The sequence below is a fragment of the Paraoerskovia sediminicola genome (assembly GCF_030296575.1).
In the GTDB taxonomy this organism is placed as follows: Bacteria; Actinomycetota; Actinomycetes; order Actinomycetales; family Cellulomonadaceae; genus Paraoerskovia; species Paraoerskovia sediminicola.
The window spans coordinates 774,961-791,875 of record NZ_AP027729.1 but is presented as its reverse complement, the minus strand read 5'-3'; the positions used below and the strand labels follow the sequence as shown (position 1 = coordinate 791,875).

Genomic DNA, 16,915 nt, shown 5'->3' with positions numbered 1-16,915 from the left:
ATGGTCACGGCGTGCGTCGGCAGCGTGGCCGGCGCACGCCTCCGGCTCGGCGCGTCGGCGCAGGCCGGGTGCACATCGCAGTCGTCGAGGAGGACGGATGCTCGAGCTCGGCTCCACCAGCATGACGATCGTCGCTGTCATCGCAGCGATCGCTGTCGTGTCCCTCGTGTTCGCGCTGGTGCTGCGGCGCCAGGTCCTCGCGGCACCGAACGGGACCGAGAAGATGCGGGACATCGGGCAGGCGGTGCAGGAGGGCGCCTCGGCGTACCTGAACCGGCAGTTCCGCACCCTCGCGCTGTTCGCGGTGATCGTCTTCGGGCTCCTGTTCCTGCTGCCGGGGGACGGCGGTGTCCGCGTCGGGCGTTCCGTGGCGTTCCTCGTCGGCGCCGGCTTCTCGGCGTGCATCGGGTACCTCGGGATGTGGCTCGCCGTGCGCGCGAACGTCCGCGTCGCCGCGGCGGCGACCCGGCCGGGCGGCCGCACCGAGGGCGCGCGCATCGCGTTCCGCACGGGCGGCGTCGTCGGCATGTCGGTCGTCGGCCTCGGGCTGCTCGGCGCCGCAGGCGTCGTGCTCATCTACCAGGGCGATGCGCCGTCGGTCCTCGAGGGCTTCGGGTTCGGCGCCGCGCTCCTGGCCATGTTCATGCGGGTCGGCGGCGGCATCTTCACCAAGGCGGCGGACGTCGGCGCGGACCTGGTCGGCAAGGTCGAGCAGGGCATCCCGGAGGACGACCCGCGCAACGCGGCAACGATCGCGGACAACGTCGGCGACAACGTGGGCGACTGCGCCGGCATGGCCGCTGACCTCTTCGAGTCCTACGCCGTGACGCTGGTCGCCGCGCTGATCCTCGGCAAGGCCGTCATGGGGGAGCAGGGCCTGGTGTTCCCGCTCGTCGTCACCGCGGTCGGTGCGCTCGTCGCCGTGCTCGGCGTCTTCATCACCCGGGTCAAGGGGCAGGAGAGCGGGCTGACCGCGATCTACCGCGGCTTCTACGTCTCCGCCCTGATCGGCGCGGTCCTCGCCGCGATCGCCGCGTTCGTCTACCTGCCGTCGTCGTTCTCCGAGCTCTCCGGTACCGCCGACCTGGGCGACGTCAAGGCCGACCCGAGGGTCGTCGCGAGCCTCGCCGTCGTCATCGGCGTCGTGCTCGCCGGCATCATCCTCGCCGTCACCGGCTACTTCACCGGCACCACCTCGAAGCCCACCCTCCACGTCGCCGCCACGTCGCGGACGGGAGCGGCCACCGTCGTCCTCTCCGGCATCGGCGTCGGGTTCGAGTCGGCCGTGTACACCGCCGGCATCATCGCGGCGGCGATCTGCGGGGTGTTCCTCCTCGCGGGCGGCTCGATCTGGCTGTCGCTGTTCCTCATCGCGCTCGCCGGCTGCGGGCTGCTGACGACGGTCGGCGTGATCGTCGCGATGGACACCTTCGGCCCCGTCTCCGACAACGCACAGGGCATCGCCGAGATGTCCGGCGAGGTGGACGAGGAGGGCGCCCAGATCCTCACGGACCTCGACGCCGTCGGCAACACCACGAAGGCCATCACCAAGGGCATCGCGATCGCCACGGCCGTGCTCGCGGCCACGGCGCTGTTCGGCTCGTACGCGGACGCCGTCGAGGGGGCGCTCGCCGAGGTCGAGACCGTGGGCACCGGGCTCGTCACGTCGATGCTCACCTACGAGATCATCAGCCCGGTGACCCTGGTCGGCGTGATCCTCGGAGCGGCGACCGTGTTCCTGTTCTCCGGGCTCGCCGTCGACGCCGTGACCCGCGCGGCCGGGGCGATCGTCTACGAGGTGCGTCGCCAGTTCCGCGAGCACCCCGGGATCATGACCTACGAGGAGCGCCCCGAGTACGGGCGGGTCGTCGACATCTGCACCCGCGACTCGCTGCGGGAGCTCGCGACGCCGGGCCTCCTCGCGGCGTTCGCGCCGATCGCTGTCGGGTTCGGCCTCGGCGTCGGCCCGCTCGCCGGGTTCCTCGCCGGGGCGATCGGCGCCGGCGTGCTCATGGCGGTGTTCCTCGCCAACTCCGGCGGTGCCTGGGACAACGCGAAGAAGATCGTCGAGGACGGTGCGTACGGCGGCAAGGGGTCGCCGGCGCACGAGGCGACGATCATCGGCGACACCGTGGGCGACCCGTTCAAGGACACCGCGGGCCCTGCCATCAACCCGCTGATCAAGGTGATGAACCTCGTCTCCGTGCTGATCGCCCCGGCCGTCGTCCTGATGAGCGCACCCGAGGACGCGAACACCGTGCTGCGCATCGGCATCGCCGTCGTGGCGGCCGGCATCGCGTTCGGGGCCGTGATCTTCTCCCGGCTCCGTGCATCGCGCGTCGACCGCGAGCAGGAGGCCGAGATCGAGGCGGACGCCGTCGTCTGACGGCCGAGGTCGGCCAGGACGGCACTGTCCGTGCTGTCCGAGCGCCGCCCGAGCGCCGCCCGAGCGCCGTCCGAGCGGCGACGGCGGGAATCAGGCGATCGACGTCCGTGGGGCTCAGGCGGGCGGCGGCGCCGTCGACTCCCGCACGTACAGCTCGGGGCTCACGGTGACCCGGTGCACGGGCCGCCCCGGGTCGTCCAGCCGTCGGTGCAGCAGCTCGACCGCCGCGCGGCCGATGGTGCGGCGGGGCGGGCGTACTGCCGTGACGCGCGGGCTCGACAGCCCGGCGACCTCGTCGTCGTAGGCGACGATCGACAGGTCGTCCGGCACGCTGATCCCGCGTTCCTGCGCACGCTCGGTCAGGGCGATGGCCTCCGGGTCCGAGTGGACGAGGAGCGCGTGGGTCCCCGACTCCAGGCACGCATCGAGCGCTCGGTCGGCAGCCTGCTGCCAGTCCGGGTGCGAGTAGTCCACGGAGTCGAGGTCCGGGGTGCCGTCGCGGGTCAGCCCGAGGTCCTCGCACGCCTGCGACCAGCCGGCCCGCACCGGGCGCGACGTCGGGCTCTCTCCCGATGCGACGAGCCCTACGCGTCGGTGCCCGAGCCCGGCCAGGTGGTGCACCGCCATGCTCGCGCCGAGCGCGTGGTCGCTGACGACCGACTCCATCGGCGCCTGGTTGGGTGGCCGGGTCGCGCTGCGCTCCACGAGCACCACGGGCAGGTCGAGCGACTGGATCCACGCCAGCAGGGCGTCGCCGCCCGGTGCCCGGAGGCTCGGCGCCACGAGCAGGCCGTCCACCCCGACCGACTCCGCGAGCCGGGCGATCTGCCGGCGGTCGACGTCGACGTCGTAGGACGAGCCGCTGAGGACGAGCCGGACACCGAGGGCCGTCGCGGTCTCGCGGGCGCCCTGGAGGACGCCGGGCCAGTAGTAGTCGAGCGACGGGACGACCATGCCGAGCGTCCGGGTGGGTCGTGCCTGCTCCGGCGTGTCGCCGGGCAGCGTGCCCGACGACGTCTCGACCGTCGGTGATCCCGTCGCCGGGGACGCGGGGTCGTTCCCACCCGCGTCGGTGCCCGGGACGAGCGTCGCGCCACCGTGGACCCGGCGCACCAGCCCTTCGGCGGCGAGCTGCGTGATGTCCCGACGGATCGTCACGGGGGTGACCCCGAGCCGGCGGGAGATGTCGCTGACACGAACCGTCCCGTCCTCGCGCAAGGCGGCCAGGAGCTGGTCGCGCCGGGTGGTCGGCAGAACGGGCGACGTCATGGGTGCACCTCCACGGTGAGGGTGAGGTGACCGCTTCTGCGGACCCTCGCGGGTTCGACGGGTTCGAGGGTCAGGCGCGTGAGGTGGTCGCCCCAGATCTCGGAGAGTAGCGGGTCGTCGAGCGGCCGTCCGGTCGTGCGGGCCCGTGTGGTCGCCGGGTCCCAGGTGAGCAGCGCGCGCCGCGTCCCTGCGACGGGCGTGACGACGGCGCGGCCGGGCGTCGTCGTGTCGACCTCGCCGGCGAGCACGTGGTGGACGACGACCGTCCCGTCCGGCCCCTCGACCGCCGGCGTGTCGGCCTCCCAGGCGTCGTCGACCACGACCCGGCCGTCCGGCCGGTCGAGGTGCACCGTCCGCGCGAGGCCGTTCAGCCCCTCCACGGGGTACGCGTCGGTGAGGTCGACGCGGGCCGTCGCGCCGTCGTCCGACACGTCGAGCCCGGCGGAGCGGGCGCGGAGCCCGGGTCCCGTGCCCTGCGGGGTGCCGAAGGGCTCCGGGACGGAGTGCCACGAGCTCTGCATGGTCCAGATCGAGTACCTGTCCGGCCCGAAGGTCTGGGCCGTGTACGTGGGGCGGCCCGGGTCGACGACGACGGGCACGCCGTCGAGCGCGACGATCACCGACCCGACGTCGCAGTGGTTGTGGGACTCGGCGTTGTGGCCGCCCTTGACGGCGAAGGCGACACCGTCCGTGGTGCCGGCGGACTGCCGGGCGAGGCCGACCTGGGTCCCGGCGAGCCACACGTCGGCGACGAGCGGTGCACCCGTCCCGAGGGAGGCGGCGTCGTCCCAGGGGTGCGCGAGGGCCCGCAGCAGCCGGCCGAGCCCGAGCTGTCGGCCCTGCATGTCGGTCGCCGGCCGGGGGCCGTCCGCCGCGGTCCGCTCGGCGAGCTCGTGCATCGCGGTCGCGTGCCGCTCGGCGTCGACCGCCCCGAGCCGGCGTGCCCACCGCTGGACGACGTCCCACGGCTGGTCCGGCGAGGGCCGCGCGCTCCCGTCGGCGAACCCGACGAACCAGGCCCCGCCGAGGTGCATGCGGTGCGGGAACTCGACGAGGGCCCGCAGCCCGGGTCGAGCCGCGGCGTCGGGCGTGCAGCCGGTCGCGTGGTCGAGGACCTCGAGCGCCTCGAGCGCGCGGCACGCCCCCTGCCACCAGTACCCGTACCCCTCGTCGATCGCGCCGTCGTCCGGCAGCGACGCGACATACGCGTCGATCCCCGCGGCCACGCGGTCCACGAGGTGTGCGCGGACCTCGGGCTCCTCGACCGTGGCGAGCCCCGCGACGAGGACGTTCCCGTGGATCCACGCGGTCCAGTTGATGAGCGGCGGCGACAGCCACCACCAGTCGGTCCGCTCGAGGAACGGGTCGACGACCCGGCCGCGCACCTCGTGGCGCAGGCGCTCCCGGACGCCGGGGGCGACCTCGTCGAGGCGGTCACCCAGCACGTGGTCGATCCACCCGAGCTGCGCGGCGACCTCTCCGGCGCCGAGATCGAGGACGGGTTCGGTCACCGAGGGGACGACGGTGCCGCGGTCGTGGGACGCGTCGTCGTGCGCCGGCCAGCACCACGAGCTCTGCTCGCACAGGAGCACGACGCCGTCGGCGACCTCGTCGACGCGCGCCGCGGTCGGGTCGGCCAGCGCCGCGACGACCGCGCGCGAGAGCCGCTGCTCACGGGCGAAGACGACGTCCTGGTACTCCTCGCGGTCGCCGTCGCGGACGAACCGGGCGTACTGGTGGGCGAGCGGCTGCGGCCACGGGGTGCCGCGCTCGGCGTCGGCCTGCGCGAGCAGACGGTCGAGGAGGTCGGCGCGCTGCGGCGCCTCGCTGGTCCGGTGGCTCGTCGCGTCGGCCGAACCGGCGCGGGGCGGCACGTGGATCGCCGGGAGGGCGCTGCTGCGGGCTCGGACCGGGTGCCTGCCAGGGTCCGTCGGTGGCGTCTCACGCACGGGGGCTCCTCGTCGAGCGGTGGATGATCGTTTCTGATCGAATCTTAGCATCATTCCCGTCTTGACCGTTTCGATCCTGCACGTTTAACTAGGCACCGGACGGTTTCGATCACTGATGATCGTCCTGCGGGGCCTGAACGAACAGGCCCGAACTTCGACGAGGAAGGCAGGCCCGTGGACGACGCCCCGAGCGGCACCCGTAGCGACCGGCCGACGGCGCTCCTCCTGATGGACCGCCGTACGTTCGATCTCCAGTTCCACGCCGAGCAGCTCGACCGGCTCGCCGGTCTCGCGCAGACCACCGACCCCGTGTGCATCAGCGAGCTCGACTCGCCCCAGGCGATCGCCCTCCTCGCGCAGGCCGACGTCGTCCTCACCTCGTGGGGTGCTCCGGCACTGACCGCGGAGCGGCTGGCCCGGGCGCCGAGGCTGCGCGCGGTGCTGCACTGCGCCGGCACCGTCCGCGGGGTGCTCCCCGACCGGACGTGGGACCACGGGCTCCTCGTGACCTCCGCGGCCGACGAGAACGCGCGCCCGGTCGCCGAGTTCACGCTCGCCGCGATCATCCTCGCCGGGAAGAAGGCGCCGTTCATCGCCGCCGACTCGGGGACCGCCGGGCGCGGCTGGTCGGTCGCCGGCGAGCAGGGCGAGCTCTCGAACCGCGGCCGCACCGTGGGTCTCGTGGGCCTCTCGCGCATCGGGCGCAAGGTGCTCGACCTGCTGCGGATCCTCGAGACCGGTGCGGTGCTCGTCGCCGACCCGACCGTGGACGCCGCCGAGGTCGCATCGCTGGGCGCCGAGCTCGTCGAGCTCGACGAGCTCGTGCGCCGCAGCGACATCGTCTCGCTGCACGCCCCGGCGCTCCCGTCGACGTACCGCATGATCGGTGCGGCGGAGCTCGCGGCGATGCCCGACGGCGCCACGCTGATCAACACGGCGCGCGGGTCGCTCGTGGACACCGCGGCCCTCGAGGCCGAGTGCGCGAGCGGTCGCATCGACGCGATCCTCGACGTCACGGACCCCGAGCCGCTGCCGGCGGCCTCCCCGCTCCACACCCGGTCGAACGTGATGGTGACCCCGCACATCGCCGGCTCCCTCGGGTCCGAGACCCGCCGCATGAGCGACCACGCGCTCGACGAGCTCGAGCGCTGGATCGCCGGGGAGGCCCCGCTGGCCCCGGTGACCCGCGAGCACCTGGACGTGAGCGCATGACCCGGGTCCGCACGCGCACCGAGATGGTGGCGCTCGCCGACACGATGCTCCGGGCCGCGCGCCCCTACGGCTCCCCGGGGCACGCCCGGATCACGCTCCCCGGCGCGCCCGGAGGCTACGGCACGGACGTCGACGGCCTCGAGGGCTTCGCCCGCACGCTCCTGCTCGCCGGGTTCCGCCTCGCAGGCGAGCCCGACGCCGACCCCGACGGTCTCGCCGAGTGGTACGCCGAGGGCTTCGCGGCGGGCACCGACCCGCACTCCGCCGAGCGCTGGGTCCGGCCGAGCGAGCACGGGCAGGCCAAGGTCGAGGCGGCCTCCCTCGCCCTGATCCTCGACATGACGCGCCCCCTGATCTGGGACCGGTTGGCACCGCTCGTCCAGGAGCAGGTCGTCGACTACCTCGCCGAGGTCGTCGGCGACACGACGTACCCGCGCAACAACTGGCTCTGGTTCCGCGTCACGGTCGAGACGTTCCTGCGGTCGGTCGGCGGGCACTGGTCCGCCGACGACATCGCCGACGACCTCGCGAAGCACGACTCCTACTACCGCGGCGACGGCTGGTTCTCCGACGGGGAGGAGCGGTCGTTCGACCACTACGTCGGGTGGGCGATGCACCTCTACCCGGTGCTCTGGTCGCGCATGCAGGGCGCGGCGGAGCTCACCGCGGACCTCGCGCCGGGCCGGGCGGTCGACGACGTCGCGCGCCTGGACCGGTTCCTGCTCGACGCGGTCCACCTCGTGGGGGCGGACGGCGGCCCGCTGCTCCAGGGACGCAGCCTCACCTACAAGTTCGCGGCGGCGGCGCCGTTCTGGGCCGGCGCGATCGCCGAGGTGCCGAGCACGGCCCCGGGGCTGCTGCGTCGTGCCGGCACCGGGATCGTCGACCACTTCGCGCAGCGCGGCTCGCCCGACGGCGACGGGCTGCTCACCCTCGGGCTGCACCGTCCGTGGCGCGGCATCGCCCAGACCTACTCGGGCACCGGCTCCCCGTACTGGGCGGCCAAGGGCATGCTCGGCATAGCGCTGCCCGCCGAGCACCCCGTGTGGACGGCGCCCGACGCCGCGCTCCCCGTCGAGGAGGGCGACGCCCTCCGCGCCGTGGGCCCCGCGGGCTGGGTCGTCAGCGGCACCCGGGCCGACGGCGTCGTCCGCATCGCCAACCACGGGACCGACCACGCCCACGAGGGCGACCTCGTCGGCGACTCGCCGCTCTACGCACGGATCGGCTACTCGACGGCGACCTTCCCGCTGATCGACGAGGCGTCGACGACGGACCCGTCGGACCAGTCGGTGGTCCTGCTGGACGCCCACGGCCGCGCCACGCACCGCGCCGGGATGCGCTGCCTGCAGGCACGGGTCGACCGGCCGGACGACGGGAGCGCGGCGGCGGTCGCCGTGGCGGCGTCCGACGTCTCCGCGCACTGGCTCGACGTCGAACCCGCCGGCCACGACCACGGGTCCGGGCGCACCGGAACCCCTCGAGCGGCCGGGGACCTCCGCGTGGTGTCGCTGCTGCGCGGACCCTGGGAGCTCCGGCTCGTGCGGGTCGAGCGCATCGAGGGCATCGAGGGCGCCGAGCCCGGCACGACCCCCGAGCTCCGGATCAGCGGTTGGCCCGTGGCCGGCGAGCCCGACGAGGTCGGGACGACGTCCGGCGACCGGCAGGCCGCGGCCGCAGCCGGCGCGCTGCGCTCGACGGTGGTCTCCGTCCTCGGCGCGGGGCGACCCGAGGTGCTCGGTCGCTCCGACGGCAGCCCGTTCGGCGACGCCGCTGCGGTCCCGGCGATGGCCTTCCCGGCGCTGCCGGGGAGTGGTCCGCCGTCCTGATCGAGCTCCGACGAGACGTCGCCGAGCAGCCGCAGGTCGCCGCGGACCTCACGGTGACCTGCACGCTCGGCGGGCCTGAGGACCGGCCCGTGGCCGACGTCGTCTGGCCGGACGGCACGAGGACCAGCACGACCACGTAGACGCACCACCACGAACGACGCCGGACGCCGACCAGGTGACCCGGTGGACGGCACGGCCCGGGCCCCGGGTCGGCGATTTCAAAGGAGATATCGACATGAAGCGCTCACTGACCACGGCGGTCGGCCTGGCAGCAGCGGCATCGCTCGTGCTCGCCGGCTGCAGCGGCGACGGGGACTCGGGCGGCGGGGACGGCGACGCCGCGGCCGACGGCCCGGTCGAGCTCACGCTCGCGGGGTGGAGCCTGTCGACCACGCCCGAGTTCCAGGTGCTCGCCGACGCGTTCCACGAGGCGGAGCCCGACATCACCGTCGAGCTCCAGGAGTACAGCGCCGACGACTACGACACGCAGATGACTGCCGACCTCGCCGCAGGCAGCGCACCCGACATGTACGCGCAGAAGACCCTCGCGGGGTTCACCACGTACCAGGGCGGCGGCCAGCTCATGGACGTCTCCGACGTCGCGGGCGGGTTCGACGACGACACCAAGGGCGTCGAGGCGTACGAGGTGGACGGCGTCACGTACGCGGTCCCGTACCGCCAGGACTCCTGGTACCTCTACTACAACCAGGACCTGTTCGACGAGGCCGGCGTCGACGCCCCGGACGGCTCGTGGACCTGGGACGACTACGTCGCGACGGCGAAGGAGCTCGACGGGGCCCTCGGCGACGGCGTGGACGGCACCTACGAGCACACGTGGCAGTCCACCCTGCAGGGGTTCGCGAACTCGCAGAGCCCTGACGGCGACATCCTGAGCGGCGACTACGCGTACTTCAAGCCGTACTACGAGAAGGCCGTCGACCTCCAGGACTCCGGCGCCCAGGTCGACTACGGCACCGCCACCACCAACAGCCTCAGCTACCAGGCCCAGTTCGGTACCCAGAAGACCGCCATGATGCTCATGGGCAGCTGGTACGTGGCCACGCTCCTCGCCCAGGTGGAGAGCGGCGACGCGGACGAGTTCGCGTGGGGCATCGCCCCGGCGCCGCAGCTCGACGCGAGCACGACCGACAACCCCGTGACCTTCGGTGACCCGACCGGTGTCGGGATCAACCCGGCGATCGACGAGTCGAAGGCCGACGCCGCGAAGAAGTTCCTCTCGTTCATCGGTGGGGCGGACGCGGCCGCCGCGCTCGCGGAGATCGGCATCACCCCGGCGTACCAGGCCGACTCGGTGGTCGACGCGTACTTCGCCGTCGACGGCGTGCCGGGCGACGACCTGTCGAAGTTCACGTTCGCCACCCACGAGACGGCTCCGGAGAACCCGGTCGCGCCGAACGTCGCGACGGTGCAGGCGATCCTCGGGGACATGCACTCCGCGATCATGTCCGGGACCTCGTCGATCGACGACGCCATCGCCGAGGCGCAGGACCGCGCCAAGAGCGAGGCCGACATCGGCTGACGCAGCCTCCGCTGCACCTGGGTCCGGCGTGACGCGCCGAGCGCGCCGAGCGCGCCGAGCGGTCGCCGTCGCGCCGGACCCCGCCCCATCCACTGATCGACAGGAGCGCCCCATGGCGACGACGTCCGTCGAGACACCCTCGACCGCACACCGTCGGAGCAAGCCGGGAACCCGGCTGCGGCGACGCAACAACTTCATCGGGTGGACGTTCATCCTGCCGAACTTCCTCGGCTTCGGGACGCTCACCCTGATCCCCGTGATCGCCCTCTTCTACCTGTCGTTCACGAGCTGGAACGCGTTCGGCGCGGCCCCGTGGGTCGGTCTCGACAACTTCACGAGGCTCTTCGAGGACAACAGCTTCCGCAGGGCGCTGCTCAACACCCTGTACTACTCCGGCCTGCACATCCCGCTGACCCTCATGGCGTCCCTCGGGCTCGCGCTGCTCCTCAACCAGAAGCTCAAGGGCGTCGCGTTCTTCCGGACCGCGGCCTTCTTCCCCTACATCACGTCGATGGTCGCCATCGCCGTCGTGTGGAACATGCTGTTCAGCCCCGACTTCGGCCCGATCAACCAGCTCCTGCGGTTCTTCGGCGTCGACAACCCCCGGGGTGGACGACGTCCGCCGCGTGGTCGATGCCCGCGGTGATCATCGTCGGCGTGTGGCGGGAGATGGGCTACTACATGCTCCTCTTCCTCGCGGGCCTCCAGACGATCCCGCGCGAGCTCTACGAGGCCGGACGCATGGACGGCGCCAACGCGTGGCAGCGGTTCTGGAGCATCACGCTCCCGTCCCTGCGGCCGACCACGTTCTTCATCACGGTGATCCTCACCATCGGCAGCCTCAAGGTCTTCGACCTGATCCTGCTGATGACGGACGGCGGCCCCGGCCAGTCGACGCTCGTGCTCTCGCAGTACATCTACGAGAAGGGGTTCGTCGAGAACCAGTTCGGCTATGCGTCAGCGGTGTCCGTCGCGCTGTTCTTCATCTGCATCGCCGTCACCATCGTGCAGTTCGCCGTGAACAGGAGGCAGTCCCGATGAGCGCCACCACCGCAGCGACCCTCCCGGTGTCGCAGATCGAGGGCGGGCCGGTCGTGCGCGGCCCGCGTCGGCCCACCCCGGCGAAGCGCGCAGGCCGCGGCGTGCTCTACGTCGTGCTGGCCCTCGCGGCCGCCGCGGTCCTGCTCCCGTTCGTCTGGATGGTCATCTCGTCGTTGAAGACCAACAACGACGTGTTCACGGTCCCGATCCAGTGGATCCCCGACCCCTTCGTCTGGAACAACTACGTCGAGATCTGGCAGAAGTCGGACATGACGACGTGGATCAAGAACACGCTGATCCTGTCCGTGAGCGTCACGTTCCTCCAGGTGCTCACGGGCAGCTTCGCGGCGTACGGGTTCTCGAAGGTCCGCTTCGCCGGCCGCGACGCGCTGTTCCTGATCTACGTGGCGACGATCGCCGTCCCGTGGCAGGCGTACATGATCCCGCAGTTCGTCATGCTGTCGAAGATCGGCCTGTCGAACACCCTGTGGGCGATCCTCGCGCTGCAGACGTTCGGGGCGTTCGGCGTGTTCCTCATGAAGCAGTTCTTCGAGACGGTGCCGGAGGAGCTCAGCGAGGCGGCACGCATCGACGGGCTCTCCGAGTACGGGATCTGGCGGCGCATCATGATCCCGCTGTCCGTCCCCGCGATCGCGAGCCTCACGCTCATCACCTTCACGAACACGTGGAACGACTACCTCGGGCCCCTGATCTACCTGCGCAGCCCCGACCTCTGGACGCTGCAGCTCGGGCTCAAGACGTTCATCGGCCAGTACAACGCCGACTACGCGCTCATCATGACCGGGTCGGTGATCTCGGTGCTGCCGATCGCGATCATCTTCCTCGCAGGTCAGCGCTACTTCATCGAGGGCATCGCGACGAGCGGGCTGAAGGGATGAGCGCCGTGGTCACCGCCGCCCGGGCGCCGCGCCGGAGGTTCCTCACCCACGGCGCGCTCGAGACCGTGTTCGGGGTCGCGTACGTCGGGCTGATGACGAACCTGCTGCTGCTCGTCGGCTCGCTGCCGTTCGTCGTCCTCCTCGTGACGACCGACCCGACACGCTCGTGGCTGCTGCTGGCGCTCGCGGCGCCGTTCGCGTTCCCGACCCTGACGGCGGTGTGCGCCGTGTACCGGGCGTTCTCGCAGGAGGGCAGCACCACGGTCGTGCGCACCTTCGCCGCGGCCTGGCGTGCCGGGTTCCGTCGCTCGCTGGCCGTCGGTGCCGTCGTCGTCGGCGCCCTCGTCGTCCTCGGGGTCGACGTCCGCGCCGTCTGGGGCATGCAGGTCGGGGCGGTGGCGATCCCGGTCCTCGCCGTCCTGATCGCCCTGGTCGTCGCGACGGTCCCCGTGCTCGTCGTGGTCGCCGCCGAGCGGCCGGACCTGCGTCTGCGCGACGTGCTGCGGGTCGCCCCGTACCTCGCGCTGCGCCGCTGGTACCTGACGGCGCTCTCGTTGTTCTCGGCCGGGCTGCTCTTCGCCCTGTTCGCCGCGCAGCCTGCGGTCGCGATCGGGCTCGCGGCCGCGCCGCTGCTCTACGTGGTGTGGGCGAACGGTCGGTTCGCCGTGGAGCGGCTCCCGGGCAGCGCCGAGGCCGCGTGACGCGGGTGCCGGACGCCGCGGGGCCGTTCGACGAGGACGGCGCCCCGGTCGTCGGTGCCGCGGGAGCGTCGCGTCCGCGCCACGACCACGCTGTCGCCGACGTCGAGGTGTGGGCGTGGGACGAGCTCGCGACCGACGCGCAGAAGGCGGAGCAGGGCGCACGGCTCGCTGCGCTGCGCGACCGTGGGCACGTGATCGGGCAGGGGTGCGTCGTCTCGTCCCGCGCCGCGGTCCGGGCCGAGCGGTTCGAGCTCGGTGACCGCAGCTACGTCGCGGCGGACGCGCACGTCGGCGGCGACGTCGTCGTCGGCGCGGACTGCTCCGTGAACGTCCGGGTGACCGTGCGCGGGAGGGTGCGGCTCGGCCGGGCGGTGCGCATCGGTGCGGGGACGTCGATCCTCGGCTTCGACCACACCTTCGACGACCCGGACACCGAGATGTTCCGCCAGCCGTTGCGCAGCCAGGGCATCACCGTCGGGGACGACGTGTGGATCGGTGCGCACGTCGTCGTCCGTGACGGCGTCACCGTCGGGTCGCACGCGGTGGTCGGTGCCGGTTCCGTCGTCACCCGGGACGTGCCCGACTGGGCGGTCGTCGTCGGGAACCCGGCCCGCGTCGTCCGCGACCGGCGGCCCGGCCGCAGCGGGGTCGCCGGGTCGACGGCGACCGGCGGACCGAGCGGGAGCGGACGGCGGGCCTCGGGCCGGCCGTCCCGGATCGGCGTGCGTGACCTGGGGGAGCGTGCACGCGCGGACGTCCCTGCGATCCTCGACGCGGCGTGGCGCGACGGCGCCTTCCACGACGGGCCGGGCTCGGCCGCGACGGTGCGCGCACACTGCGACGCGGTCGAGCTCGCCGACCTCATCGCCCGAGCGGCTCCGTCGCCGCTGTCCCGTACGGAGCACGTGGCGCTCCTGCAGGGGTGGCAGGACCCGGCGACGGGGCTCGTGCCCGAGCTCGGGAGCGGCGTCCGTCGAGCCGCCGAAGCCGCCGGATCCGTCGGCGCTGCTGCCGCTGTCCCCGGGCGGACGGGGACGACCCACGGGTCGCTGCCGCGCGACGACCAGGCGTACCACGTGCTCTGCGTCGGCCACGCGCTGGACCTCCTCGGTGCCCGGCCCGCGCACCCGGTCGCGGCGATCGTCGGTGCCGCCCCGGGGGACCTGCTGGCGCTCCTGGACCGGCTGCCGTGGGACTCGGGCGCGTGGGGGCCGGTGCGCACGTCGACGCGGTCGGCTCCGCGCTCACCTGGGCGATGCTCGCGGGCGGTGAGCGGTCCGCCGCGGCAGAGGCGGTCGTCGGCTGGCTCGCCACGCGCCAGAGCGCGGGCACAGGGCTGTGGGGCACCGCGCGCGACGGACTGCGCGAGCCCGTCAACGGCGCCTACCGGGCCCTGCGCGGCACGCTGCACCTGTGGGGGCTGCCCGTCGGCAGGCCGCGCGCCCTCGTGGACGCCGTGCTCCGACGTGCCGCCGAGCTACGACGCGGGACATGGACCGCCTGCGACGCGCTCGACGTCGTCCAGCTCCTGTGGTGGTCCCGACGCGTCGACCCGGACCACCGGAGCGGCGAGGTGGCCGACGTCGCCGCGCACGTCCTCGACCTCGCCACCGGTGCGTGGGTCCCGGGTCGGGGCCTCCCGTTCGCTCCGGGCCTGGAGCCCACGCTCCAGGGCACCGAGATGTGGCTGGCGCTCGCCTGGTACGCGGCCGACCTGATCGACCGGGCCGACGACCTCGGGTACCGACCCCGCGGCGTCCACCGCCCCGATCCGCTCCTGGACCTCGGCGCCCTCGCCCCCTCAGGCAGCAGCGGGACACCCGGCCGGGGGAGAATCGGTGCGTGACCGAGCCCTCGAACGTCCCGTCCGTCGACACTCCCGGACCCGCCGGGCCAGGTAGCGCTGCCGGCACCGTCGCCGCGCTGCGCGCCGACCTGGTCGGTGCCGACTTCACCGTCGACGGGGTGGAGGGGCTGCTCGGCCCCGTCGCGGCCGCCGCGCTGCACCGCGAGCAGACCGTGCCGGCGCGACGGGTGCTCGCCGACGTGCTCGGCGCGAACGACGCCCGCCCCCGTGAGGCCGTCGCCGCACTCTCCACGCTGTTCCTGCTCGGGGGCGAGGTCCCCGCGTCCGTCCTCGGTCGGGCGCTGCCGTCCGTCGGCGTGGACGGCGCGGTGCGCCTCGGCCTCGTCCGCCGCGCCGGTCAGGGCGCCGACGACGCGGTGCGGGCCGCGATCGACCTGCGTCCGTACGCCGCCGCGGACGCCGCGGGCGAGGTGTCCTGGTGGCTGGCCTCCGACCTCGGCGAGCTCGCCACCGGTCGGCGGCTCGCGGGTGACCACGTCCTCGGCGCGGGCGGTGCCTCGACGACCCTGGCCCAGGTCACGGTCCGTGAGCCGGTGGACCGGGTGCTCGACCTCGGGACGGGGTGCGGCATCCAGGCGTTGCACGCCTCCCGGCACGCACGGGCCGTGGTCGGTACCGACATCTCGCGCCGGGCGCTGGCGTTCGCGGCGTTCAACCGGGCGCTGGCCGGCCTCGACGAGGACCGGTTGGACCTGCGCGAGGGGTCGATGCTCGACCCGGTCGCCGGCGAGCGGTTCGACCTCGTCGTGAGCAACCCGCCGTTCGTCATCACGCCCCGGCGGTCGGGGTCCGGGTCGTCGGCGGACGCCGCCGCGGGGATCCCGGAGTACGAGTACCGGGACGGGGGCCGCGCGGGTGACGACGTCGTCCGCGACCTCGTCACGGGGGTGGGCGCGGTGCTCGCGCCGGGCGGCGTCGCCCAGATGCTGGGCAACTGGGAGCACCGCCGGGGCGAACCGTGGACCGAGCGGGTGGGGCGCTGGCTGGACGAGTCGGGGCTCGACGGGTGGGTGATCCAGCGTGAGGTCCAGGACCCCGCCGAGTACGCGGAGACGTGGATCCGGGACGGGGGCACGACTCCCGAGCGCGAGCCGGCGGCCTGGGCGTCCGCCTACGGGGCGTGGCTCGACGACTTCGCGACGCGCGACGTCGAGGGCATCGGCTTCGGGATCGTGACGCTGCGCCGGCCGCCCGAGGCCCAGGGCGTCCCGGAGGCGGCACGGCTGCGTCGCCTCGAGGAGCACTCGGGCGCGGTGCACCAGCCGCTCGGCGGGCACGTCGCCGCGTCCCTCGCGGCGCACGACTGGCTCCGTGGCCGCACCGACGCGGCGCTCGCCGAGGCCCGCCTCGTGGTCGCGGCCGACGTGAGCGAGGAGCGGTTCCACGCGCCCGGGCAGAGCGACCCGAACGTCGTCGTGATCCGGCAGGGCGGCGGACTCGGTCGGGGGTCCACGCGTCGTCGCCGCTCGCCGCGCTCGTCGGCGTGTGTGACGGCGAGCTCAGCGTCGGGCAGATCGTCGGCGCGCTCGCGTCGCTGTTCGAGGTGCGCGCCGACGAGCTCGCTGCGGAGCTACTGCCCGCCGTCCGCGATCTCGTCCGCGACGGGTTCCTCCGCGCGTCCTGACCCCGGTGCGGTCGGCGCGGTGCGGCCGACGACCATGGCGAGGCTGAGCTCCCGCACCCGTCGTGCGTCGGCGCCGGTCGGGACGAGGGCCGGTGTGGCGAGCGCCAGCTGTTCGGCACCGACGACCGTGGCGAGAGCGATGGTCGCGCGTGCACGGGCCTCGTCGGGCGTGAAGCCCGCGGACGTCAGCAGGCGCGTGACGACGTCGAGCCGCCGTTCGGTGACCCGGGTCAGGGTCTCGCCGACCCCGGGGAGCTCGGCCTGGGCGTAGAGGAGCTGCTCGCCCACCCGGGGGAGCGGCGCCGGGTGACGGCGGCGAAGAGCGTGGCGAGCTGTTCCGTCGGTCCGCCGGGGGCCGCCTCGACCTCCGAGATGATCTCCTCCGTCTCGGTCTCCCAGCGGGCGAGCACCGCGTCGACGAGGGCCTGCCGATCGGTGAAGTGCCAGTAGAAGGAGCCCTTCGTGGCGCCCAGCGCTCGGGCGACCGGTTCGACCTTGACCGCCTCGAGGCCGGCCGACGCGAAGGCGTCGTAGGCGGCGTCGACCCACGCCGAGGCGTCGCGTCGGGCTGCGGGGGACATGATCCATACGGTACCGT

Annotated in this window: 13 protein-coding genes and 1 pseudogene; 10 read left to right on the top strand and 4 right to left on the bottom strand. The window is 73.6% G+C overall.

Going from position 1 to position 16,915, the window contains the following annotated elements:
* The first annotated feature begins 97 nt into the window (after positions 1-97).
* Entirely contained in the window at positions 98-2,386 is a 2,289-nt protein-coding gene (locus QUE47_RS03740; protein ID WP_286218621.1) for a sodium-translocating pyrophosphatase, read from the top strand.
* Positions 2,387-2,500: 114 nt separating this feature from the next.
* Here QUE47_RS03740 and QUE47_RS03735 read toward each other — a convergent pair whose 3' ends face one another.
* On the bottom strand, positions 2,501-3,655 hold the full coding sequence (locus QUE47_RS03735) for a substrate-binding domain-containing protein (protein ID WP_286218620.1): 1,155 nt from the start codon (positions 3,653-3,655) through the stop codon (positions 2,501-2,503).
* A complete protein-coding gene (locus QUE47_RS03730; protein WP_286218618.1) occupies positions 3,652-5,604 on the bottom strand; it encodes a heparinase II/III domain-containing protein in 1,953 nt (650 codons plus the stop codon). The genes QUE47_RS03735 and QUE47_RS03730 overlap by 4 nt, the downstream gene beginning before the upstream one ends.
* A 174-nt stretch (positions 5,605-5,778) precedes the next feature.
* Between QUE47_RS03730 and QUE47_RS03725 the strand changes: the two genes are divergently transcribed.
* From QUE47_RS03725 to QUE47_RS03685, 9 genes and pseudogenes are all read left to right on the top strand, one after another.
* Entirely contained in the window at positions 5,779-6,816 is a 1,038-nt protein-coding gene (locus tag QUE47_RS03725) for a hydroxyacid dehydrogenase (protein ID WP_286218617.1), read from the top strand.
* Positions 6,813-8,645 carry a DUF2264 domain-containing protein gene (locus QUE47_RS03720; RefSeq protein ID WP_286218616.1) on the top strand — a complete coding sequence of 611 codons (1,833 nt, stop codon included), beginning with the start codon at positions 6,813-6,815 and terminating at the stop codon, positions 8,643-8,645. The genes QUE47_RS03725 and QUE47_RS03720 overlap by 4 nt, the downstream gene beginning before the upstream one ends.
* 235 nt (positions 8,646-8,880) lie before the next feature.
* Positions 8,881-10,185: an extracellular solute-binding protein gene (locus QUE47_RS03715; RefSeq protein ID WP_286218615.1), complete on the top strand. Its 1,305-nt coding sequence runs from the start codon at positions 8,881-8,883 to the stop codon at positions 10,183-10,185.
* 112 nt (positions 10,186-10,297) lie between these two features.
* Entirely contained in the window at positions 10,298-10,831 is a 534-nt protein-coding gene (locus tag QUE47_RS03710; protein WP_286218614.1) for a carbohydrate ABC transporter permease, read from the top strand.
* On the top strand, positions 10,828-11,226 hold the full coding sequence (locus QUE47_RS03705) for a carbohydrate ABC transporter permease (RefSeq protein ID WP_286218613.1): 399 nt from the start codon (positions 10,828-10,830) through the stop codon (positions 11,224-11,226). The genes QUE47_RS03710 and QUE47_RS03705 overlap by 4 nt, the downstream gene beginning before the upstream one ends.
* Positions 11,223-12,125 carry a carbohydrate ABC transporter permease gene (locus QUE47_RS03700; RefSeq protein WP_286218612.1) on the top strand — a complete coding sequence of 301 codons (903 nt, stop codon included), beginning with the start codon at positions 11,223-11,225 and terminating at the stop codon, positions 12,123-12,125. Before QUE47_RS03705 ends, QUE47_RS03700 begins: the two co-directional genes overlap by 4 nt.
* Positions 12,122-12,826: a DUF624 domain-containing protein gene (locus QUE47_RS03695; protein WP_286218611.1), complete on the top strand. Its 705-nt coding sequence runs from the start codon at positions 12,122-12,124 to the stop codon at positions 12,824-12,826. Before QUE47_RS03700 ends, QUE47_RS03695 begins: the two co-directional genes overlap by 4 nt.
* Positions 12,823-14,544, top strand: a complete 1,722-nt coding sequence (locus tag QUE47_RS03690; protein ID WP_286218610.1) for an acyltransferase — start codon at positions 12,823-12,825, stop codon at positions 14,542-14,544. The genes QUE47_RS03695 and QUE47_RS03690 overlap by 4 nt, the downstream gene beginning before the upstream one ends.
* A gap of 205 nt (positions 14,545-14,749) precedes the next feature.
* Positions 14,750-16,317: pseudogene (locus tag QUE47_RS03685) on the top strand (DUF7059 domain-containing protein).
* Here QUE47_RS03685 and QUE47_RS03680 read toward each other — a convergent pair.
* Positions 16,264-16,605, bottom strand: coding sequence for a hypothetical protein (locus tag QUE47_RS03680; protein ID WP_286218609.1), 342 nt, complete (start codon positions 16,603-16,605; stop codon positions 16,264-16,266). The pseudogene QUE47_RS03685 and the gene QUE47_RS03680 overlap by 54 nt on opposite strands.
* The gene (locus QUE47_RS03675; protein WP_286218607.1) at positions 16,548-16,898 is read right to left on the bottom strand and encodes a TetR/AcrR family transcriptional regulator; all 351 of its coding nucleotides are present in this window, start codon (positions 16,896-16,898) and stop codon (positions 16,548-16,550) included. Before QUE47_RS03675 ends, QUE47_RS03680 begins: the two co-directional genes overlap by 58 nt.
* Between the last annotated feature and the right edge of the window lie 17 nt (positions 16,899-16,915).